Source organism: Paenibacillus sp. FSL H8-0317, assembly GCF_045040685.1.
GTDB lineage: Bacteria > Bacillota > Bacilli > Paenibacillales > Paenibacillaceae > Paenibacillus.
Genome location: NZ_CP150294.1, coordinates 3,711,708 through 3,732,743, shown reverse-complemented (window position 1 = coordinate 3,732,743; position 21,036 = coordinate 3,711,708). Strand labels below are relative to the sequence as shown.

Genomic DNA, 21,036 nt, shown 5'->3' with positions numbered 1-21,036 from the left:
CATATGGAGTCTTTTTTGTCGATGATTAAAGTGCCACCAAACCATTCGTTATAAGAGAAACCTACATTACTTCTCCGATGGGAGTGGTGTAAAGAGCAGATTGACCGGCAGGTTGCTTCCTGGTGCGGCAGAGAATAGAATGGTTACGCTCTCTCCAGTTGAACCGGTGCGGTAAAGCACGCTTTGTTCACTTGAATTGGCAACCGCAACGTTACCTTCGGCAATCGATACCAACTGATTGTTCACCAGAGCTACTCCGGAGTACTTCCCTCCACGAGGGTTAAAGGAGATAAGTGTACGCGGTGCAACATTGGTCAGCGTGATTTTGTACAATACGCCGAAATTACCCGCATTGGATGCGTCTGTGTATGCCATCGGATCTGTTCCTACCAGATTGGGATCGCTTGAATTGTCACCAAGTGGCAGACGGGCAGGTTTGATTCCCACGTGCTCATCGTACTTTATAATGCGAGTCGCATTCGGGTACGTACCCCGGTTGTGCACTCCGTCACGATCAAGCACAGGTAGCAATGGCAGAGCCTCGAACGGATCTTTATTTTCTTCCACCAGGATAACGTTATAATCTAAGGAATAATCACTATAAGCGTCCGAATAGAGGGAGATGACTTGTCCTTCTTTCATCGGCGTTTTATTAAGTTCTGTCAAAATCAGTTTGCTTTCTCCAGGTTGAAGGTACTCTTTCTTTTGATCCGCTCCAGTCTGAATCGACTTGAACCATTTATCAATAGACAATTTCCCAGCTACGGTAGCATACGGTGTAGGTCCGGCAAAGCCCATATTCTGTTGTTCAAATACGGCTGGATTCGGATTGTTATTGGTTGCAATCACATACATTTTTACTCTTTTGCCTGTATTGTTCACGTGGTGAATCATGAAACGGGTCTGCCCCGAAGATGATTCTTTATATACAATGCCTTCCGTATTCACAGTTTCCGGACTGTTACTGCGGATCAGCAAACTTGGCTCATCCATGTACGTATAAGGCACTTTCTCCATCGTAGTCACTTCGCCGCCATTAAAGGTGAATTTCTGTCCTACCGGCGTGAAGAGTAAATTAAAATCGGTAAATGAATATAAGGTCTCATTGGTTATGGTGATGACTTTGGAGTACGTGTTCGTAGCACCGTGATTGTCAGTTACCGTAAGAGTCACCGTTTTTGGACCCGGTTCAAAGAACGCAAGTGAATTGTTCTCCCACGCCGCTTTAACAATATTATTTTCATCATCTGTACTTTGGTCTGTGTATGTTATTTTTTCGCCCATTTTATACTCTTCTTTATCCGTGGCGAACATGGCTACAGGAGGAAGATTAGGAGCCAAAACTTCAATCGTAGTTGAATAGGGATCGCTCCATTGACCATTGGAATCCTGTACTTGATATGAAATCGTATATGTACCTGCTTGATCAAATGAATCCTGGCGACCAGTCCAGCGTTCGTCAACGATATCCATTCCATTAGGTGAACTGGAAGAAGTCACGTAGTCTACTTGATCACCCGCAAAAATTTCCTTTTGGGAAATGGTAAAGCTTGCAACAGGTTTTGTATTAAGATTCAACACAACCGTTTTAGCCGACTGATTCACTTTATAGGTGATGTTCAGAGCTTGAGTAATGGAAGTTAACGGCACCATGAATGTACTTTTTTGCTGATAAGCAGGGCCTTTCATCGTTCTGGTCTCTCCATTTACCGTATAGTCCTTGCTGTTAGTTTTGAATCGGAGTTCATCTTCACCACTAATAATGATGGTTTCCTTGGTTTTGTTATCATATTTGACGCCATATCCCACACGGTCAACCAGCGCACGGATTGCAACATAGGATACACCGTTTTTTACAGCCATTGGCTGTCCAGCAAGATACGTTTTTCCATCCTGCTCCATTTTGTTGCTATTCATGTACAACGTCAGATTTCCACCTGCTGCTGCAGGAGACGTCCCATCAACGGATGGTTGCTCTATCTGAGCAGGCGTAGCTGGCGTTTCAACCTTCTCAGGGGTTTCCTCTTGAACTACAGGTTTTGCACCCGTTTCGTTTGTAGTCGACTCTCCCCCATCCAATGCAGGTTTCTCGCTGTCTGTTTTAGGTGTTGCCTCAGTGCCGGTTGAGGTTTGAGTGTCCTTGGTTTCAGTGGGCGGAGTAGTGATAGATTTGTTATTGCTCTCCGTCTTCACTTCACGCTCTGCAATCGGCTGCTCTTGTTTTAACACCTCAACTGATTCTACATTGGCTGTGTTTACTGACGCGGTGTCACCTTGCGGTGCTGATTGCGCACTCACAGAACCAACTGCAAATGCTTGAAAAACGGCTAAAGCGGTAAAAATGGATAATTTCTTCTTCATATTCATGTGTTGTCTTTGGCTCCTTCTACTCTCTAGTAATGTATAACCCCTCAAAAAGTCATAGTATTAGACGCTAGATTTAGGAAAAAGTTTCTAATTGAATTGTAAATTATGGATGGTGCAGCAATTTCGAATGATATAAACAAAAGTTACGTACAGTAAAAAGTCGCCAAAGAGGCGACTTCGAATACAAATATTCTAACAAAACCCAAATGGTAACTCTTCTTCTATGAGATGATGCTGGTCGTACTCCCCCAATTCAATCCCATTTTCAATGAAAGAAATTACTTGGCATCTCTTCCTTTTGTATTAATGTCCATTGTTTCGTATAGGCTCCCTTGGCAAGTACTTTCACATATGTGTCCTGTTCCAATTCTTTACTTGACGAGAAAGTGACCTTTGTTTCCTCCCCTTGTGCTGTGTAACCGGTCAGATTATATCTGTACCGGATCCATTCATTTTTACCTTCCTTCTCGGCTGGTTTATTAATTAAAGCATAAACATATTGCTCCTTATACAATGGGTTGAATTGATCAAACTCACGTTTGAATGTTACATATAGACCTGAGCAAACTACTACTACAATTAATATAAAAATAAATTTTTTCTTCATACATGCACCTCCTGAAAATAGTCTTACAACATCGCATGTTTAACAATTTTCCGATAGTAACCCAGTGTGAAGAGAGCGAATAGAAAATAGATGGATGCATACGCTCCTATCGAAATAATTGTTGGAGCAGTAATGTCCGAAATAATGATGATTGAAGCCGCTTTTACTGCGAAGATTGAATGCAGTACACCAATCAATAGAGGGAGAAGAAACACAACCATCTGCTTTCGCACAATGCCCTTCATAATCATCTTCTCTTCAAATCCGAGCTGGCGCAGTGTCTTGAAGCTCTGTTTCTCCTGCTCGGCCTCAGTCATTTGTTTGAAATACAGGATGCTGCCGGTAGAGGCGAGAAAGGCGAGTCCGAGAAAGGCAGCGATAAAAATTAATAATCCGGAAATCTCAAGTGTCTGTCTATATCGTGAATAGAAATCGGTCGTAAAATATTCGTCAAGATTATATTTCTGGTAAAGGGAGGAAGCTAAAGCAAGCTCACTTTTGTCTGGAATACGATAGGTATCTATGTGTACTCTCTCGTAATCGGCAGTGCTGGACATGCTATCCTCAATTTCTCTTAACGTTTTTTCAGACACCAAAATCTGATTTCCAGATATATCGGAATTCACAAGATTCTCGACAACTAGTTCTTTCAACGGATAACTAACTGTCTGTCCCTCTGATATCAGTTCAATTTTCGTCGGGTAACGCTTTGAGAAATCACTGTCGTCAAATGCAGTCTGTGCAGATACACTGTATTCTACAGCTTCACCGTGTGAAGGCACCGATAGCTTTTTATCTGCCCTTTGAAGCTGTTCAGCTGGAAGCCACAACAAGTTTCTCTCCTCGATATGGCTGGATTCATCAAGTGGATTAAGAATAACACCCTTAGTCCGGACGGCCTCGATGGACAGGTAGCTGAAGTTAATTCCTTCCCGCTCAAGCTCGGTTACGAACGATTGTGCATCCGACTGCCTATTCTCAAATGAAAAATCATATGGAATCTCCATGCGGACCGTATTCTCGGTGGAGTAATACACAGAATACGCCATGGTAACCAGAGTTATGGTTAAAGCAGACAACACTGTAATCAAGGTGAGCGAGTTGGCATTACCTTTCATCCGGTGCATCAGCGGAGCAAGTGACAAACTATTATACAAGCCAAGATGACCATTTTTTCGTTTGCGAATCCATGAGAACCACCATTTGATCGTCACACGAAACAATATATATGTTCCTGTAATCGTAGATAAAAGCACCAGGAATGCATTTAAGATTAATTGTTCATCTACCATCCGACCCGATAATTCATAGCCGTAGCCAAGAAGTACAATACCAAGCACGGCATAAATAGCCGTAAGAATAGATGCAAGGATAGTTGGAGGCTGGCTGGATAAGTCAGGCTGCTGATCTGCTTGAAATAGATGTAACAGTGTACTGCGATATATCATGAATATCATTTGTAAGGAAGTAATAACAACGACGAGAACAAAGACTTTTACCGTATCAAAGGCTGCGAGTAACGAAAAGTCAATGGCAGGCATCCCATCCAAACGGAGCAATTTCATTAGAATGAGGACAAACAAACGTGATACCAATGCTCCACAGATAATTCCAGCGATGAGTGCACCTAAACCGAGTAGTACATTCTCAATGATTAAATAGCGGGCTACCCAGCCCTTGGATAGACCGATGAGCTGATATAATCCGATCTCACGGCTGCGCCGGCGTAGAAAAATTTGGTTAGATGATATAGTAAAGATTACAATAATCCCAATGAGCAGAATTGCTGCAGACTGAAAAGCGATTAGAAATTTGTCGCTTGATTCCAACATGGACTGAACTTGCTGATCGTGTAACAAGGAAGCGAAGACAAAGAACAGACTCATACTGAAAATCAGCGCGAAGAAATACAAGTAGTAATGTTTCACATTTTGCCGCATGCTGCGAAGTGCTAATTCAAATACTGTCAATGTGGTCGCCCCCTAAAACAGCCTGCACATCGATGATTTCTTTGAAGAACGACTGTCTGGATTTCTCTCCCTTGTACAGTTCGGAATATATCTTTCCGTCTTTTAGGAACACCACACGATTACAGTAACTGGATGCGACTGGATCATGCGTAACCATGATAATCGTGACCTTTCTTTTCCGGTTCACCTCCTCCATTACTGATAACAGTGATGAAGCGGATTTGGAATCGAGTGCACCAGTAGGCTCATCTGCAAAGATGATGGAAGGCTGATGTATGAGGGCCCGCCCAGCAGCAGTGCGTTGTTTTTGACCCCCTGATATTTCGAATGGGTATTTTTGCGAAAGTTCCTGAATCCCTAACACGTCGGCAATCGCTGTGAACTCGTTTTCTGCCTGCTGTTTGCTTTTTTTGCTAAGTGATATAGGTAAGAGGATATTTTCCTTTACCGTCAATGTGTCAAGAAGATTATAGTCCTGGAAGATGAATCCAAGCTTGTTTCGACGAAATGCAGAAAGAGCCGTATTGTTCATGGTAGAGATATCTTCATCTTCGATTAAGATTGTGCCATCTGTTGTCCGGTCAATCGTGGCAAGTACGTTAAGCAATGTTGTCTTCCCCGAACCGGACGGACCCATAATTCCTACAAATTCTTTACGGAGAACACGTAAATCTATTCCCTTTAATACCTGTTGGGCACCACCTTTTGAACCATATGATTTGTGGACGTTTCGAGCGTGTAAAACCGTTTCTTGTTCATTCCATTCATCCATGTTGAACCTCCCAAAAATGATTGTAGCTTAAGTGTACGTTGATCTCCCCTACTTGTCGTACGTTCTGGGTGACGAGTTGATTAGGTAGATGACAAATTTGTCATGTTCACAAAAAAAACAGTCAAGAATAATCTTGGCTGTTTATAGTGGGATATTTTCCTCTTGAGTTCTTCTAACCATTTCGAATGCATTGGGATCCGTAAAGGTGATCCGCATCGTCGTCCCTTGCCTCTGATCCGCTAGGACATGAAGTGCAATGCCCATTTTCCTTGCTACAGTTTGGGCAAGATAGAGCCCAAGTCCGGTAGCGGCATTGTGAATTCTTCCATTCTCGCCTGTGAATCCTTTGTCAAAGATACGTGGTAGGTCATGCGGTTGTATCCCCGGACCTTCGTCAATTAAATCTAGGATAATGTTCTCTTTTTCAGACATCACTGTCATGAATGTAATCGCCTTGCCGGATGGACTGTATTTAATGGCATTGGTTAATAACTGCCGAAGGATGAAGCGGCACCATTTGCGATCCGTAACGACCATGACATCATTTCCTTCGATGCTGACTGCCAAATTTTTTTCCATACACCATGGAGCCAATTCCCGGATTTCTTCTGCCGCAAGACGATGTAACGAAACTCGTTCAAGCACAAAGTCTGATTCCAAGGCAGGAAGACGTGTCATATACAACTGACGGTCTATGAGAAGATGGATCCTCAGCCATTCTGATTCAATTCTACTTAGATCCGGATCACTCGGTCGTGCGTCCAGAATCAGTTTCATAGCAGTAAGAGGCGTTTTAACCTCATGAATCCAGGAGGCAGTGAAGTCGTTCTCGATCAGTTGGACTTCCTTATCATGAGATAACTTGCGGTTGAACTGATAAAAGGCCTCTCGTAATACATCGTTCGTTATACTATCGAGTTCATGCTCAGGTTCCGGAAGACTCTCCATCCAATCCGAGGCCATGACTTCTTGCAGCTCGAGGAGCGCTGCTGCATATTTGGTTTCTTTCTTGTAACGCCATAGAAAAAATACAAGAAATATAATTATATACAGACCATTTAAATATAGGAGAGATGTCAATTCTACATGGATTCCCTGCTCAATAAGGATAAGTACATCGGTCAGACCTAGCAAGCTAACAAAAAGCAGGATCCAGCTTTTTCTTGTTCTGATGTAACGGATTAACATGCGGCTATACCCCCTATAAAGTGACGGCCATATAACCCATCCCTTTCTTTGTGACAATCGCATCCGAGAGTCCAAGTGGTTCTAATTTCTGCCTTAGCCGGGTGATATTAGCTGTAAGGGTATTATCGTTTACGAACTGCTCGTCCTCCCATAGCTTACGGATCAAGTCATGACGGGAGATAATGACATTATTAGCTTTCACGAGCGCAATCAACAAGAAGAATTCATTTTTGGTCAGGTCTGCTTCCTCGTCTGATTTTCGGATAACACCTCGCTTCAGATCAACTAAGGCACCATTCCATTCGAGAATATCTGTCTGGCCATCCCCATAAGCATAAGTTCTGCGAAGAAGCGCCTGGATTTTGGCATATAGCACATTCGTATGAAAGGGTTTTTGAACAAAGTCATCCGCACCCATATTAAGTGCCATGACCATATCCAAGGGGTGATCACGGGAAGATAGAAAAATGATAGGTACCTCGGATACTGAACGGATTTCTCTGCACCAATGAAAACCATCATATTTAGGGAGTGTAATGTCCATGATAATAAGGTGTGGTTGTTGATCCTGAAATGACCGCATGACTTCATGAAAATCATCAGGTCTTGTAACTTGTAAGGCCCACGCTTCCAATCCTTTTTTCAACGCTTCAAATAATGCATTATCATCTTCAACGACAAATATATTAAATTCCATAGAAGTAAACCTCCTCGTAATCTTTGAATGATGTACATGCTATATTCTTTTCAACAAGAATAATAACATGTACTGTCGGGGAATGCTTACTACACTAATCCTTCTCTACAAACTTGCATAAACTTGCACGGTTTGGTGCATTGTAGTGATGCAGAGTTTTAAAAACCTCACCGTCTTGTTGATCAACAAATGACCATTCGGGATAAGGAGAACGTTATGAACAAACAAAGAGCGATCGAAATATCTGAATCGACCATTATGAAAAAGGTAACTTATCAGGATACCCCTATCTTTATCCAGCATGTCAATGAGGATGAAACGGCCCGAATCTATCCGGTCGGAGACTCAGAGCAGGAAATGACAGTTCCTTTGTCCAGTTTGACTGAACATCCTTAGTATAGATGACGGCTTTCATTGCAGACCTGTTTCAAAATGGTAACAAATAAAACGCCGTATCTCGAAATGAGATACGGCGCTTCATTTTTAGTGGGGAAGGTTACCAGGGATTTGCGGCTGAAGCGGTGCAGGAGCATATCCATTTTGCATTTGCTGCATATCTTGCTGGGCAAGCTGTGGTACTTGGTAGAAGCCATTCTTATTTTGATAAATCGAGATCTCATATGCCATTTCAATACAGTTTGGTAAGGAATCCGCAAGCACACGGCGTACAACAGGATTCGTTGTTTCCAATGCTGCTGTTGTTTTCATTACAGCCCCTGATTTTACTGCATTTAACATACTAAGAGAGATGCTTTGGTCGCATATCTCACCTGCAGTTTGCATTGGCTTTTTCGGTTGGCTTGGTTTCATGCCATAAGTAAAATCGTTACCCTGATTCATTTTATAACTTTGAGTCGGTTTGGAAGGATCCTGACCGGTTTTAAAACATTCCAATGTAATGTTATATTCATCCGTCATAAATTGCTTCTGACGTTGTAAAATATCCCGAAGCTCCGGATCTTTTACATGTTCACTCATCATGGTATACGTATTCATGGTATTGATCGCTCCTGCCAATACTTCATGGACATCAAACATTTCATGCCCGCCATGGTTCAGTTGAGGTGGAACAGTACCTGTTTCAATGTTTTGATGGTTTTGCAGTTGCATTTTTGTATTTCCTCCTATTAATTGTTTCCTGCAAATGGTGGCTCTTTCTATCCGCAGTCTGTGGTTATTATGAATTTCATGGACCCAATATATTCAGATTAATTTTTATTTTTTTACGTCTCGTTCACAGTACCTTTTATAGGCGCATGCATAGGCTAACACATAACTTTAGGAGGGATTCATGTGTATACTTACGAACCAAATCGACAAAACCATCATCTCGCTTGGCAAGAAACGATGGAACTTCACGAATTGACAGCCTTTCAGAGCAATCAGTTAACACATTTTAAATTAGTATTGAATGACGTAAAGAACCAGGACCTCCACACACTCTATATGGAAGCCATTAGTTGTTTTAAATTTAAATAGCTCGTGTCAAACCCTGTGTCCCTACAAAAACACATCTCTAACAAGAAGCATGTATGACATCCTATAGTTCTTGTAATAGTACATCTATCAATAAAGTTCGGAACGCAATACAGGGCGTTGGCCTCGTATTCAGTGCCTTCACGCATGGAAGCAGCCAATAGCGATTTTAAGGTCGAAAAAAATGCTACGCTAACTAGCTCTTACCCGCTCATAACCAGCCAATTGAGGATCGAGCCCAGACCTGGAAATCTATCTGCAAAGCAGATCGGCTCATTGAATTTAATATACTTCATAATGCCAAAAAAGCCGATTCCAGTCTGGAATCGACCTTTTGCTACTTCTAATCTAAAAGTTAGGATCAGTCTGGGCATGTTTTGGTTGATGTGAGATTTTTTTAACAAGCAGAAAATAAGTAACAATGGCAATGATACTGGTCATTAATAAAGTGAGTCCTAACGGGACGGCAGTGTCCTCACCTGCGATGCCGACCAGAGGAGCAACCAGTGCACCCAGAAGAAAAGGAACAACGCCGAGCAGTGCTGCTGCACTTCCGGCCATCTTAGCTTGACTCTCCATGGCCAGCGGGAATGCCGCTGTAGACGTAATGCCGATCGAGCAAACAAAGAAGAACAACGGAATAACCAAAGCAAAAAGCGGACCATGAGCAAGGGTTACGACCAAAGCAGCAACACTTGCTATTATAGCAAGCCACAGCCCGGATAATAGAAGCGTCTGCTCAGGGATACGTTTGGCCAATCGACCCACGATTTGAGATCCGATGATCAAGCTGATGCCGTTCGAAGCAAACAGTATAGCAAATACTGTGGGTGTGACTCCATATATATTTTGGTAAATAAATGGTGTTCCCGCCACATAAGCAAAAACCCCTGCCGTCATGATTCCCTGTGCCAGCATGTAACCAACAAACTTGCGGTCACGCAGAAGCATTCTGTAATTACCCAATTGCTGTTTGAAGTCAGGAACCATACGTCTTTCGACGGGGTGTGTTTCTTTTAAGCTCCACTTTGTCATGATTAATAAGAAAATCCCCAAGAATGAAAGGCAAATAAACACGCCAATCCATGTTGTGAAGGAAAGAACCCCACTTCCCGCGATGGGTGCTGCCAGAGGTCCCAAATTCCCTACAAGCAACAGCAAAGAGAAAAATTTAGTGAGTTCATGTCCACTGTATAGATCTCTAGCTATCGCACGGGAAATGACAATGCCAGCCGAAGCCGCAAATCCTTGCGTGAAACGAAACAAAATCAATAGTCCGATATTCGGAGCAAAAGCACAGGCCAAGGAACATATAATATAGGCTGCCATACAGATCAACAATGGTCTACGTCTACCGTATGCGTCACTCAAAGGACCCATAACGAGTTGTCCTACACCCAGTCCTAATAAACAAGCAGTAAGGCTAAATTGTACAAGTGATGCCGTTGTATTCATATTTTGTGCAATCTCCGGAAAAGCCGGTAAATACATATCAATCGTAAATGGACCTAATGTAGAAAATAAACCTAGTAGTATTGCCAGTCCAAAAACATTCCAATTCGTGCTCTTCGCCATAATAAATAAAATCTCCAATTCCTTATATAATTTGCAAGCCTAATCGAGTATAAGACATAGAGTTAACTGTAGGTCAAGTCTTGAGACCATTAAAATTAAAAAAAGCCGCTAAGATAGCGACTTTCATTGGTACTATAGTCGAGACATTTTTTCCAAGTAGTAATCCCGTTATTTCCACTCTGTAATTTGGCTGATCGGAAGACGAACAGGCGGGCGTGCATCTGAAGCTGCCTTGCCGATTGAAATGAGTAGTATTGGAACATAACGCTCTGGATCTAATCCCAATACTGCTGCAATCTTCTCTTTGTTAAAGCCTGACATTGGATTTGTCGCATAACCATGAGCATGTGCCGTAAGCATAAATTGCATAGAGACAAGTCCGCCATCCAGCAACACAGACTCTCTTTTCTTATCCATTGAAAATTGATTATACATGGGTACAACCATAGCAAGCATCTTATCTTTAATCTCCTGCGTTATATAGCCAAGATCAGCGGTTTCCTTGTAAATTTCTTCTGCACTGTCAACAAAATTCAGATCACCAAAGACGGCGATAACTGCTGACGAAGTATTAATTTGTGAAAAGTTGAAAGGCGCAATTTCGAGTAGGTCTTCCTTACCTTTGTTACTGTCAATAACGACAAATCGCCAAGGCTGTAAATTGAATGCTGACGGAGCCAAAGCAGCATCTTCGAGCATTTCAGTGATTTCTTCCCGACTAATTTTATAATTCGGATCGTATTTTTTTATCGTACGACGGCCATGTAAAACCTCACTAAAATCTTTTTTTATTAAATTCATTCTCGTATTCCTTCTTCCTATAGTCGTTGAACGATGCAAATCATTGCTTATTAACAGCAAGTAGCTGATCAATGATCCCGTTCAAAGCATTTTTTCTCTCCAGATAATCTTGTTCATTCCAGGTAAATACACCACGATCAAGCCAAAATGCAACACCTACCAAAAGAAACTCCGCTTTGAGCTCCGGTTGTTGAGCAAGAAATTCTCCCTCTTCTGCCCCCTGCTGAACGATTTTTTTGATGTAGGGAATCAATGCATTAATTTCGATCACAATCCATTTTTGATGCAAGGTACTGTTACTTTCCTTATGAAGATATTCAAATACATCTTGATCCTCTTCGTTAGGGGTTGCATCCATAAAAATACGAATAAGTTTTTCTCTCGCGTTGAGATCGCGATTTTCAACTAACTGATTTATGGCTTCCAAACGAGATGCTAATGTTCGTTCACAAGCAGCATGAAGTACATCTTCTTTAGATTGAAAATAATTGTAGAAAGTTCCTTGTGAAACACCAACTTTTCTTACAATTTCACTGACGGATGTATTTTCGTAGCCCTTGGAGTTGAATAATTCCATAGCCACAGTCAGTATTTCATTTTTTCGTTCCTGGGGGTTCTTGCTTACTCGTGCCATTGTCAGATCTCCTTTGTCACTCCTTTATATTAGTTTAAATGTACAACTTGACTAACTGTCAGTCAATGTTATAAGCTCAATATACAATAATGACTGACAGTCAGTCAATATAATTTGGAGGTTTTTTATGAACAAACGACGATTACTCTTTATCTTGGGAATTTCTGCCGCTATTGTATCTCTTGCTCAAAGCCTGTACATTCCTTTGCTACCTGATCTGCAACAAGATCTAAATACGTCATTACATTTAGTTAATCTAACGGTTACTTTATTCACTGTGGCCATGGCAACCATGCAGATCATACTTGGCCCCATTGTTGATCGTAATGGACGTAAGAAAATCCTAGTCCCGGGTATAATTATTTATGTAATTGCTACTATAGGATGCATGTTTTCAGGTTCTATAGAAATGTTACTCATTTTTCGAGTCATTCAAGGAATAGGCGCATCATCTGTTCCGTTAGTAGCTGCTACAATGATCGGAGATGTTTTTGAGGGTAAAGAGCGTGCAGAAAGTATGGCTACATATCAGATGATTCTTGGAATTTCACCAGCTATTGGTCCGCTCATCGGTGGTATTATCGGTAGTAAATTCGGTTACACGGGTACATTTGGTTTTGCAGCAGTCAGTGCTCTTCTAATCTTGATAGCAGCCATATTTATGTTACCTGAGACAAAACCAGTCAACATAAAACCAGCGGGAACAAGACTAGGTTTAAAAGCATTCGGGAAAATTCTGAGCAACAAAACCGGCGTTGTAGTTCTTTTGAGCGGTTTCATCATGTATGATGTCTTTTACACATTTATTGTATTTCTACCTACAATATTACAAACTAAGTATGCTTTAGGCGCTGCAAGCATTGGATTATTCTCTCTTGCTCTCATGATATTCAATCTTGTTGGAAGTAAAATGAGTGGAAGTTTACAAACCCGAATAGGCTCAGTACGCACACTCTTTTGGACCGGTATAATGACCATTTTGAGTCTTGTGATTTTTATTTTTGCTGCAGATCACTCTCTAATTGGTTTGCTTATCTCTCTGATGCTTACTGGATTCGTGTTGGGACTTGCAACACCAGTGATGCCAACCCTCTTGTCCTCAGAGTTTGTTGAAGAGCGCGCTACGGCAATGGGTGTCTATAACTTTGTTCGTTATCTTGGTATGGCTGCAGCTCCACTAATTGGAAGTTTTTTGTTTCCTATAGGCAATATCCAACTTTTAAACGGGATAACAGTTCTTATGGTAGTAATAGTCGTATTTGCAACAAGTCGTTTACTACCAATTAAAAAGCCCGAGGTGTCAAACTAGACTCACTGATCATGGATCACAGACATCATATATTTCGTATAACTTGGTTATAAGTTCACAGAAGATTAATCAACGTTAAAAATAGACGACCCTGGATTAACAGGATCGTCTATTTTCACTGCCTACTTTATCAAAATTCATAAAGTTCTACCCCTGAACCCATATGACTCATGATCATTTCAGCAGCTCGCTTGTAACCGCCAGCCTGCCTTAAAGATTCGCCAATGAGGTAAGCCTGCCGTCTATAAAGTGAATTGTGTAGTACTTCTGTTAATGCCTCTCTCAAGTTAGTTGCACTGAGATTATGTTTATTTAAAGTAATACCCGCGCCCAACTCCTGTACCCGATTGGCGACAAGAGGCTGATCCGATGTTAATGGAATCATCACCATCGGAACGTTGTAATATAACGCCTCACTTGTGCTGTTCATTCCAGCATGTGTGATAAAAACATCGGTATGCTGCAGCATGTCCAACTGGGCAATGTATGGCTTGACGATAAAATTAGGAGGTATTTGATCAGCCAGCGGCTCCATATCCGTGTATTTTCCCGAAGATAAAACAACATTCACGGGTAGATCCCCTAATGCTTCAAAGCAAAGCTGATAGAAATCCAAGTTTTTATTTAAAATCGTACCCATAGCAATGTACACGGTTTGCGGGTATCGTTCACGAAGCAACTCAAACGAGAAGCCCGGTGCATCTTGCCGTGTTATGATCGAAGGACCCGTGAAAATAAAACGATCGTCCAGCTTTTCTGCCTGCGGCTGAAAATAACGGCTGGTGTACACGAGCTTTAACTGACCTGCATGTGCTGGAATCTCTTCTATGGCTGGAATACTCACTTGAAACTCTTCGGCTAACTCCGTTGTGATCTTCATCGTAGCCTCATAAAGCTCCTTCGTCTCCGTCTCATTCAGAACTGAGCTAGACCCGAGAGGCTCCACAAAAGCAAAGGACGCAATCGAGCACACCGCAGGAATTCCCAGTTTTTCTGCAAGAATAGTCCCTCCCCATCCCATCAGGGAATCAAAGATCATATAATCGAACTTTTGATCCTCTACCACCTGCAGCACATTGGGGATGATCCCCCGGATAATACCGCTTACCATCATATAAATGAATTGATAAGAATGCTTGTATTCCTGGGGTTTCAACACCGGATCATGAGAGAAGGCATCTTGTGGAAACGGATAGGTAATGATCTGGGCACCGGTTTGTTCAATTCGGGAACGGTACTCCTCCGTGCACACATAGATGACTTCCTCACCATTGTTCGTCAACTGAGTAACTAATCCTAATGATGGATTCACATGTCCTTCAGCTGGAGTAATGACTACTAATACACGTGCCATCTTACCCACCTCCCAATGCAATTAGTCCCCCCGTTCTTCATGATGTATTTAACGACGCGGTTGTCATCCGTTACATGGAGATGTTATCCTTCGCTTGGTTGATTGGATGATGTTCTTGATGAACGAGTTTGGTAATTCGTAGTGATGCCAAGAAACTTAACAAGACCCATAATAATTGCAGTGTTAACACGATCAAAACACCTGTCGATATGCCCCACTGTAACGTTTCGGACAAGGCAATTAGAGCGCCACCAACTCCAATGCTTATGCCCATATAGAAGGAATCCACAAATTGCAGATTCGCGGACATTTCTCCCTCTTTCCTGGGCAAGGCATGTTGTAAAGCAATGGCTGCCGTTGTAGGGTTGGCCAATCCAACACCAAACCCTGTAATCATTTGTGAGAGAAGGATGAGTATAATCCCGCCGTCCGTCAAAATAAGAGCCAGTATCACAAGTGCAGTTCCAACGATCATAATCCCAATGCCTGTCATAACCCTACCCTTTCGGGCTCGACCTTGATCTCGTGCATCAAGCTTGGCTTGTAACCACGCTGCGGCGGACCAGCTCAGAGAACCTGCTGCTACAATGAGGCCAGCAAGGTCAGCTGATAACCCCTTCACTTCGGTTAGTGCCAAGATCACAAAACTTTCCGTTGTAAAATAACAAGCAACATATAGCCCTCTCGAAACCAGAGTAGCAGGCAATCCTTTTTGTACCGAGAAAGTCCCCACAGGCAGCAATTTACGCATTGGTGGGATCATGATGACTAATCCAGCCAAAGTGAGTACTATACCTTTCCAATCGGTTATCATACCAAGTCCTGTGAGTAACAGCCCCGTTCCAACGGCAAGCAGAATCGCATACATAATCTTTGAGTCGGTTGCTCGCGCTGGACCTGACAGATCTTGCTGAAGCTGCAAATGACGGAAAGAACGGAATGTGAGACTCAACGCTATTCCAATCAAGGGTAAAACGATCCAGAAAACATATCGCCACGAGATGTAGGAAGCAATAAGGCCTGCTGCATAAGGTCCGATTAAGGTTGGCAGGACAAATGCCATGGAGAATGCGGCCAGGATTTGAGTACGAAGTGTATCTGGATAATGTAACGTCACACAGGTATAAACACATGTGATCAGGGCCCCCGCTCCAAAACCTTGAAGGGCTCTTCCGGCAATAAGCATGTGCATATCGAAAGAAATAGCGGAGACCACAGTTCCTAACACAAAAACACTAAAAGATATCAGCATGGATGTAAAAACGCCGCGCTTGTCAATCTGCTGACCCATAACCAAAGTTCCAATAAGCTGAGATAACAAAAATGCGCTGAAGATCCAACCGTATAAATGAATACCATCTAAACTTTGTGCCATTTTCGCGGCAATCGTTGTGATAGCCAGTCCTTCAAAAGCTACGGTTGCCAGAACCAGCATAATCCCAATTGTAGGCGCCCTGTACTGAGCATCAAAAATCCCAATCTGATTGTTGTTTGTCTTCCACACCTCCATGATTTGATGGATATTATGGTAAAATAAACCTTTTTTACTCCCTGAATATACATGAAGTGTTATACTTTGTAAAGTTAAATGTTTAAAAAGTAAGACCATGATTTAGAATAGGATTCCCATGTTTAATAGGAGATTTTGCTTGAAAATATGCCATGTTCATTACAGTCAATTTGGAGAAGTTCATCCTCCAGGATCCAGGCATCTGTTTTTTCAACAAAGAAATGAAATCCTCCAATGGATTGAACCAGTGCGGGATCGACCGGTGTAGCACTCGCATTTATGCCAATTGTAAAAGCATCGGAGCCTCCTCCGACATATTTTGCGTAAATCCTTACATATTGGTCCTCTTCCAATTCCCATTCATTCTTAAATGAATCGATTGCTTGTTCAGATACTACAAATGAGATCATTGCTCTGCACTCTTTCCTTCATTAATCACATTTTTTCACTTCGCCACGATAATTGGCCATTCTGAAACTGGCCCCGCATCCACATGAAACTTTGGCATTTGGATTATTCATGGTGAATCCGCCTAACATTCCGCTCACTTCATAGTCAATCTCAAGCCCATCAATATATGGAATACTGTTTGCGTGAACCAATATTTTAAATTGCTTTTTATTTAACACAATGTCTTCTTCTGCCTGCTGTTCATCCACGATAAGGGTATAAGACAAACCACTGCATCCCCCTTCATCAACGCCTACTCTAAGAAAGGCATTTTGGATATCTGCACTTGATAAGATCTCAACGATTTTGTCCGATGCTGTATCACTGACCTCAATGATCATCTTTATTCCTCCCGGTGGTATCATTTTGAAATTTGGTATCCCAGTCCATTAGACAGGGTATGAATGCTGCAAGAGCAGCTCCTTTTGGCGTAAGTTCATAAATAATTTGTGTAGGGCGTGTCCGTATTGTTCTTTTGACCAAATGATCATCTTGAAGACCCTTTAAACGTCTGGAGAGGATCATTTCGGAAATGGAAGGAATGTTATCGAATATTTCACCGAATCTCTTCGGGCCTTGAGACAGAGCACATAAAATATGGATCGTCCATTTCGTTCCGATGATGCGATAAGCTGTAAATAGTTTATTCGGATCTTCAGTGAGCAATGGTCTGTACACCCACTTTCTTATTCATCCGCGTGGTGAGATCCGAGTGCTGGCAATGATACTCGTGAGGATCAACAAGAGATGGAAACCCATGGCATGAAATGTGACCTCCAAGAAAATTGGTATGTATACATCGTATCCGGATACTTAGTAAACATTTTTGTTTATAATGTCTAAGCTACAGTTCGGCTTTGACTTTGTCAACATTTTTGTTTAAAATGTAGTTAGTCATGTAGATTCAGTTGCGTCACAAGGAGGTAAACCATGAGCGGAAATCAAACCAAAAAGGATGTCTCGACCAGTACCCGGAGAGCAATTATTAATCTGTTAAAAGAGCGCGGGGGAATGGATGTTGTCACTCTCTCCTCTCAGTTTTCGTTATCCGGAATGGCTATTCGTCAACATCTGAATGCGCTAAAAGGAGAAGGATTGGTTACCACTGTGGAAGAGGCCCGTCCCATGGGTCGTCCCACCAAGTTATGGATATTAACTCCCGCGGCTAATCGTTTTTTCCCAAGTGGATATTCGGATTTATCCGTCAGCCTCATCCATTCGATGAAAGAGGCTTTTGGTACTGAAGGGCTGGACAAGTTGCTGGATGTTCGAAATAAAAATATGCAAGAACAATATCTTCAGCATCTTGGCGATTCATCAGGAGTCAGAGAGAGATTGGAGAAATTGGCCGAAATTCGTACAAATGAAGGTTATATGGCCGAGGTTAAGGAGCAGGATGATGGCAGTCTCCTACTCATTGAGAAGCATTGCCCCATCTGTGAAGCGGCCGCGGTATGTACCGGGTTATGCAAGAATGAGTTACATTTATTCAAAACGGTTCTAGGCGATAATGTTCATATTGAACGTGGAGAATACATTCTGGCCGGAGGAAGAAACTGTGTGTACACTGTTTGGCAAAATAAGCCATAACCAAAAGAGCAACCTCATTGGAGATTGCTCTTTTAATTTGGATTTTGAATTGACTAGAACGATTCGGATTTCTCTAAATCATCCTTCATTATACAAGGTATTTCTAACTCTTTCATAATCGTATGTACCCGATTATGTAATTTTGAATTGAGGTAGAGTATAGTAAGAGTGTTGAAAATATACTCTAGGAGGCTACAGCCATGTCACAAAAAATCTGGATGAACCTGCCGGTGAAAGATGTTGTGAAATCCACTGCCTTTTTCAATGAGATCGGATTCCATGGGGAGAATGTTGGTAACGAGAGAGCCCAGCTTGTCATAGGCTCAACAACGATTCTGCTTTTTCCGGATGCAACATTTGAGAAATTTACAGGTGCCAAAATCGCAGATACATCCCATAGCGCAGAAGTGATATTTTCCATTGGTGCTGACAGCAGAGAAGAAGTTGATGCTTTTATTAAAAAAGTCGAGTTAGCTGGAGGAACCATCTTTGGCAAGCCTAGTGAAATAGATGGCTGGATGTACGGCGCGGGATTTGCCGACCTGGACGGTCACCGCTGGAATCTGCTCTACATGGATGAGAGCAAAATGCCGAAAAGGTAATGTATAACGCCTATCACTACGTCCGCCTCTTATCCTCCAACTTTGGAGCCCTCGAATCGGCCAGTCATGGAGATTCTGAAGTAATTCGTTACGATACTAAAGATAAGGAACACGATTCCTCCAACTACAATATATTGTATACTTATTCCAGTTACGATTAGTCCACATACACTAGCACCAAGTGTTGTTCCCAGGTTGGAAGAGGTCAGAAAGATCCCATTCGACAATTCGGGTGCCTCTGGTGCTGCAGATACCACCCAATATTGAGTGATATTGCCCCCTATGCCTCCTATGATCCCCCAAATGAAAATAAGGAAGGCCGTTGGCACACTGAATTGTCCGAAGGTGAACAACAAGATGTATACCGTTATTAATACAATGGGATACATCTTGATCGTTCTTAAAGGGAAATTAGCGAGCAGTTTCCCTGCTATCATGTTTCCAACCATATTGGCCAAGCCATATAGAAATAACAACACACTGACGGTGTTCCAGTCATATCTTGTCACGGTTTTCAGAAACTCGGCAAGGTAACTATAGACCCCAAATACAGCTCCGTTCATGAAAATCACGCCAGCAATGGATAGCCACATCACCGATCTTCTCAATACATACAGATGAGTACCCATAGAGATTCTTTTCGTAACTGGCATGGAGGGCACAAAAAGAAGTGTTGCTACAAATGCGATGATCGTTACGGCGGCAAAGAACAACATTGCATAGAACAACGATGTGCTGGTAGCAATCAAGCTCGAAAGGGGGACTCCGAGTACCATGCCTGCCGAGACGCCTACAAATACTTTAGCCACTGCCTTCGGCGCCTCTTCCTTGGGGACTGACGCCGCTGCGACCGTAAATGCCAATGAGCAATAGACAGGATGGAAAAAAGCCGGAACGACACGTGCAATGACCAATACCGTAAAGTTTGATGTGATAGCGGAGACCAGGCTGCCCACAATAAAAATGCCAAGTACGAACAACATAACATGCTTGCAGTTCATGCCCGAAAATAATAAGGGCAAAATGGGACCAGATACAGCAACCGCAAGCGCAAAAAGACTCACAATCAAACCAGCGGTTGAGATACTGACCTGGTAATGGTCTGCAATCAAAGGCAACATTCCGATTACGCCCATCTCCGTATTTAAAATACTGAATACACCAAAGGTCAGAATGAATACAAGCAGGTGATTTCGTTTAGTTGTCATATGCCATGGATTTAGAGAGATCCCGGTAAGCATTGATCTCTAACTGAAGGTTGGCAATTTTCTGCTCTGCAATGTCTATCGCGTCGGCTCCTGCAATGAAGCGTTGCGGTGGTTGGGCCTCGTTTGCAATCTTGAGGAGGGCCTTGGCAAGTTTTTTTGGGTCTCCAGGCTGTTGCCCGTTCTGATTATTAAAAAATTCCATATGACCAGCTCTCCGGTCATCATAATCTTCAATCGAGGGCTTAGCGAAAGTTGAGGATGCGTCCGTAAGAAATTCTGTTCGGAAAAATCCCGGATTTACTATAGTCGTATGAATACCGAAAGGAGCTACCTCAGGAGCCAATGCCTCCATCCATCCCTCAAGCGCAAACTTCGCAGCACTGTATGCCGAATTAAACTCAAATCCTGAAAGGCCAGCGCCCGAAGAGATCGAGATCACATGTCCTGAACGCTGGTTGCGCATCACAGGTAATATGGCACGGGTTACATGCATGGAACCCACCAACGCCACCTGTAGCTGATGTTCAATCTGGTCAGGGGTCAGTTCCTCAAAATACCCTCCACAGAAATGTGCCGCATTATTTACAAGTACATCGATCGCCCCGAACCGTTCAATTGCCGCCTTAATTGCGGCATGTGCATCTGCAGGCTCGCAAACATCTAATGGGACAACCATTACATTCTCGGAATCACCGATCGCACGAACCACTGCATCGGGATTCCGGCCGGTAGCAACAACCTTGTGTCCAGCATTTAAAGCAGCCTTAGCAATAGTTGTGCCCATACCTCGACCAGAGCCAGTGATAAACCATACTTTTGTCTTATCCATATCATTCATTCCTTTCAATTTCTTCTCCAGTTGCCTTGCTTTTTAGTTTAGCGTTTATACACCACATAGCAAATACTCATATCTTATAACGAGTTAT

21 protein-coding genes are annotated in these 21,036 nt (G+C 42.5%); 4 read left to right on the top strand and 17 right to left on the bottom strand.

Going from position 1 to position 21,036, the window contains the following annotated elements:
- Positions 1 to 66 precede the first annotated feature (66 nt).
- The 6 genes from MHB43_RS16655 to MHB43_RS16630 form a co-directional block, all read right to left on the bottom strand.
- Complete coding sequence (locus MHB43_RS16655) at positions 67 to 2,367, bottom strand: stalk domain-containing protein (RefSeq protein WP_339176713.1); 2,301 nt, start codon at positions 2,365 to 2,367, stop codon at positions 67 to 69.
- Between the two features lie 265 nt (positions 2,368 to 2,632).
- Positions 2,633 to 2,974: a YxeA family protein gene (locus MHB43_RS16650; RefSeq protein WP_221821249.1), complete on the bottom strand. Its 342-nt coding sequence runs from the start codon at positions 2,972 to 2,974 to the stop codon at positions 2,633 to 2,635.
- Positions 2,975 to 2,997: 23 nt separating this feature from the next.
- A complete protein-coding gene (locus tag MHB43_RS16645; protein WP_339176712.1) occupies positions 2,998 to 4,944 on the bottom strand; it encodes an FtsX-like permease family protein in 1,947 nt (648 codons plus the stop codon).
- Positions 4,931 to 5,716: an ABC transporter ATP-binding protein gene (locus tag MHB43_RS16640; RefSeq protein WP_221821246.1), complete on the bottom strand. Its 786-nt coding sequence runs from the start codon at positions 5,714 to 5,716 to the stop codon at positions 4,931 to 4,933. The genes MHB43_RS16645 and MHB43_RS16640 overlap by 14 nt, the downstream gene beginning before the upstream one ends.
- Positions 5,717 to 5,857: 141 nt before the next feature.
- Entirely contained in the window at positions 5,858 to 6,904 is a 1,047-nt protein-coding gene (locus MHB43_RS16635; protein WP_339176711.1) for a sensor histidine kinase, read from the bottom strand.
- 13 nt (positions 6,905 to 6,917) lie between these two features.
- The gene (locus tag MHB43_RS16630) at positions 6,918 to 7,601 is read right to left on the bottom strand and encodes a response regulator transcription factor (protein WP_339176710.1); all 684 of its coding nucleotides are present in this window, start codon (positions 7,599 to 7,601) and stop codon (positions 6,918 to 6,920) included.
- A gap of 216 nt (positions 7,602 to 7,817) precedes the next feature.
- On the opposite strand from MHB43_RS16630, the gene MHB43_RS16625 reads away from it, so the two are divergent.
- Positions 7,818 to 7,997 (top strand): H-type small acid-soluble spore protein, encoded by a 180-nt coding sequence (locus tag MHB43_RS16625; protein ID WP_145325494.1) that lies wholly within the window; start codon positions 7,818 to 7,820, stop codon positions 7,995 to 7,997.
- An 87-nt stretch (positions 7,998 to 8,084) separates the two neighbouring features.
- Here the strand turns inward: MHB43_RS16625 and MHB43_RS16620 are convergent, their stop codons facing one another.
- The 4 genes from MHB43_RS16620 to MHB43_RS16605 form a co-directional block, all read right to left on the bottom strand.
- Positions 8,085 to 8,711, bottom strand: coding sequence for a spore coat protein (locus MHB43_RS16620; RefSeq protein ID WP_145325495.1), 627 nt, complete (start codon positions 8,709 to 8,711; stop codon positions 8,085 to 8,087).
- 714 nt (positions 8,712 to 9,425) lie between these two features.
- Positions 9,426 to 10,652, bottom strand: a complete 1,227-nt coding sequence (locus MHB43_RS16615) for a multidrug effflux MFS transporter (protein ID WP_339176709.1) — start codon at positions 10,650 to 10,652, stop codon at positions 9,426 to 9,428.
- Positions 10,653 to 10,820: 168 nt separating this feature from the next.
- Positions 10,821 to 11,453, bottom strand: a complete 633-nt coding sequence (locus MHB43_RS16610; RefSeq protein WP_339176708.1) for a nitroreductase family protein — start codon at positions 11,451 to 11,453, stop codon at positions 10,821 to 10,823.
- 40 nt (positions 11,454 to 11,493) lie between these two features.
- Positions 11,494 to 12,087: a TetR/AcrR family transcriptional regulator gene (locus MHB43_RS16605; RefSeq protein WP_339176707.1), complete on the bottom strand. Its 594-nt coding sequence runs from the start codon at positions 12,085 to 12,087 to the stop codon at positions 11,494 to 11,496.
- 127 nt (positions 12,088 to 12,214) lie between these two features.
- Between MHB43_RS16605 and MHB43_RS16600 the strand changes: the two genes are divergently transcribed.
- Positions 12,215 to 13,396, top strand: coding sequence for an MFS transporter (locus MHB43_RS16600; protein ID WP_339176706.1), 1,182 nt, complete (start codon positions 12,215 to 12,217; stop codon positions 13,394 to 13,396).
- Between the two features lie 130 nt (positions 13,397 to 13,526).
- On the opposite strand, the gene MHB43_RS16595 is transcribed toward MHB43_RS16600, so the two are convergent.
- The 5 genes from MHB43_RS16595 to MHB43_RS16575 form a co-directional block, all read right to left on the bottom strand.
- Positions 13,527 to 14,750, bottom strand: a complete 1,224-nt coding sequence (locus tag MHB43_RS16595; protein WP_339176705.1) for a macrolide family glycosyltransferase — start codon at positions 14,748 to 14,750, stop codon at positions 13,527 to 13,529.
- 70 nt (positions 14,751 to 14,820) lie between these two features.
- Positions 14,821 to 16,260 carry an MFS transporter gene (locus tag MHB43_RS16590; RefSeq protein WP_339176704.1) on the bottom strand — a complete coding sequence of 480 codons (1,440 nt, stop codon included), beginning with the start codon at positions 16,258 to 16,260 and terminating at the stop codon, positions 14,821 to 14,823.
- Positions 16,261 to 16,382: 122 nt separating this feature from the next.
- Positions 16,383 to 16,670, bottom strand: coding sequence for a Fe-S cluster assembly protein HesB (locus MHB43_RS16585; RefSeq protein ID WP_339176703.1), 288 nt, complete (start codon positions 16,668 to 16,670; stop codon positions 16,383 to 16,385).
- A 21-nt stretch (positions 16,671 to 16,691) separates the two neighbouring features.
- On the bottom strand, positions 16,692 to 17,051 hold the full coding sequence (locus tag MHB43_RS16580) for an iron-sulfur cluster assembly accessory protein (RefSeq protein ID WP_339176702.1): 360 nt from the start codon (positions 17,049 to 17,051) through the stop codon (positions 16,692 to 16,694).
- On the bottom strand, positions 17,041 to 17,376 hold the full coding sequence (locus MHB43_RS16575) for a helix-turn-helix domain-containing protein (RefSeq protein ID WP_076317828.1): 336 nt from the start codon (positions 17,374 to 17,376) through the stop codon (positions 17,041 to 17,043). Before MHB43_RS16575 ends, MHB43_RS16580 begins: the two co-directional genes overlap by 11 nt.
- Before the next feature lie 264 nt (positions 17,377 to 17,640).
- On the opposite strand from MHB43_RS16575, the gene MHB43_RS16570 reads away from it, so the two are divergent.
- Complete coding sequence (locus MHB43_RS16570; protein ID WP_339176701.1) at positions 17,641 to 18,300, top strand: metalloregulator ArsR/SmtB family transcription factor; 660 nt, start codon at positions 17,641 to 17,643, stop codon at positions 18,298 to 18,300.
- Positions 18,301 to 18,500: 200 nt separating this feature from the next.
- Positions 18,501 to 18,902, top strand: a complete 402-nt coding sequence (locus MHB43_RS16565) for an extradiol dioxygenase (protein ID WP_339176700.1) — start codon at positions 18,501 to 18,503, stop codon at positions 18,900 to 18,902.
- A 29-nt stretch (positions 18,903 to 18,931) separates the two neighbouring features.
- Here the strand turns inward: MHB43_RS16565 and MHB43_RS16560 are convergent, their stop codons facing one another.
- Both MHB43_RS16560 and MHB43_RS16555 read right to left on the bottom strand, forming a co-directional pair.
- Positions 18,932 to 20,110, bottom strand: a complete 1,179-nt coding sequence (locus MHB43_RS16560) for an MFS transporter (protein WP_339176699.1) — start codon at positions 20,108 to 20,110, stop codon at positions 18,932 to 18,934.
- The gene (locus tag MHB43_RS16555) at positions 20,100 to 20,939 is read right to left on the bottom strand and encodes an SDR family NAD(P)-dependent oxidoreductase (protein WP_339176698.1); all 840 of its coding nucleotides are present in this window, start codon (positions 20,937 to 20,939) and stop codon (positions 20,100 to 20,102) included. Before MHB43_RS16555 ends, MHB43_RS16560 begins: the two co-directional genes overlap by 11 nt.
- Positions 20,940 to 21,036 lie beyond the last annotated feature (97 nt).

Bases quoted from the DNA above. Each gene is read 5' to 3' on its own strand.
- MHB43_RS16655 (WP_339176713.1), bottom strand. From the start codon at position 2,367: ATGAATATGAAGAAGAAATTATCCATTTTTACCGCTTTAGCCGTTTTT.
- MHB43_RS16650 (WP_221821249.1), bottom strand. From the start codon at position 2,974: ATGAAGAAAAAATTTATTTTTATATTAATTGTAGTAGTAGTTTGCTCA.
- MHB43_RS16640 (WP_221821246.1), bottom strand. From the start codon at position 5,716: ATGGATGAATGGAATGAACAAGAAACGGTTTTACACGCTCGAAACGTC.
- MHB43_RS16635 (WP_339176711.1), bottom strand. From the start codon at position 6,904: ATGTTAATCCGTTACATCAGAACAAGAAAAAGCTGGATCCTGCTTTTT.
- MHB43_RS16630 (WP_339176710.1), bottom strand. From the start codon at position 7,601: ATGGAATTTAATATATTTGTCGTTGAAGATGATAATGCATTATTTGAA.
- MHB43_RS16625 (WP_145325494.1), top strand. From the start codon at position 7,818: ATGAACAAACAAAGAGCGATCGAAATATCTGAATCGACCATTATGAAA.
- MHB43_RS16620 (WP_145325495.1), bottom strand. From the start codon at position 8,711: ATGCAACTGCAAAACCATCAAAACATTGAAACAGGTACTGTTCCACCT.
- MHB43_RS16615 (WP_339176709.1), bottom strand. From the start codon at position 10,652: ATGGCGAAGAGCACGAATTGGAATGTTTTTGGACTGGCAATACTACTA.
- MHB43_RS16610 (WP_339176708.1), bottom strand. From the start codon at position 11,453: ATGAATTTAATAAAAAAAGATTTTAGTGAGGTTTTACATGGCCGTCGT.
- MHB43_RS16605 (WP_339176707.1), bottom strand. From the start codon at position 12,087: ATGGCACGAGTAAGCAAGAACCCCCAGGAACGAAAAAATGAAATACTG.
- MHB43_RS16600 (WP_339176706.1), top strand. From the start codon at position 12,215: ATGAACAAACGACGATTACTCTTTATCTTGGGAATTTCTGCCGCTATT.
- MHB43_RS16595 (WP_339176705.1), bottom strand. From the start codon at position 14,750: ATGGCACGTGTATTAGTAGTCATTACTCCAGCTGAAGGACATGTGAAT.
- MHB43_RS16590 (WP_339176704.1), bottom strand. From the start codon at position 16,260: ATGGAGGTGTGGAAGACAAACAACAATCAGATTGGGATTTTTGATGCT.
- MHB43_RS16585 (WP_339176703.1), bottom strand. From the start codon at position 16,670: ATGATCTCATTTGTAGTATCTGAACAAGCAATCGATTCATTTAAGAAT.
- MHB43_RS16580 (WP_339176702.1), bottom strand. From the start codon at position 17,051: ATGATCATTGAGGTCAGTGATACAGCATCGGACAAAATCGTTGAGATC.
- MHB43_RS16570 (WP_339176701.1), top strand. From the start codon at position 17,641: ATGAGCGGAAATCAAACCAAAAAGGATGTCTCGACCAGTACCCGGAGA.
- MHB43_RS16565 (WP_339176700.1), top strand. From the start codon at position 18,501: ATGTCACAAAAAATCTGGATGAACCTGCCGGTGAAAGATGTTGTGAAA.
- MHB43_RS16560 (WP_339176699.1), bottom strand. From the start codon at position 20,110: ATGACAACTAAACGAAATCACCTGCTTGTATTCATTCTGACCTTTGGT.
- MHB43_RS16555 (WP_339176698.1), bottom strand. From the start codon at position 20,939: ATGGATAAGACAAAAGTATGGTTTATCACTGGCTCTGGTCGAGGTATG.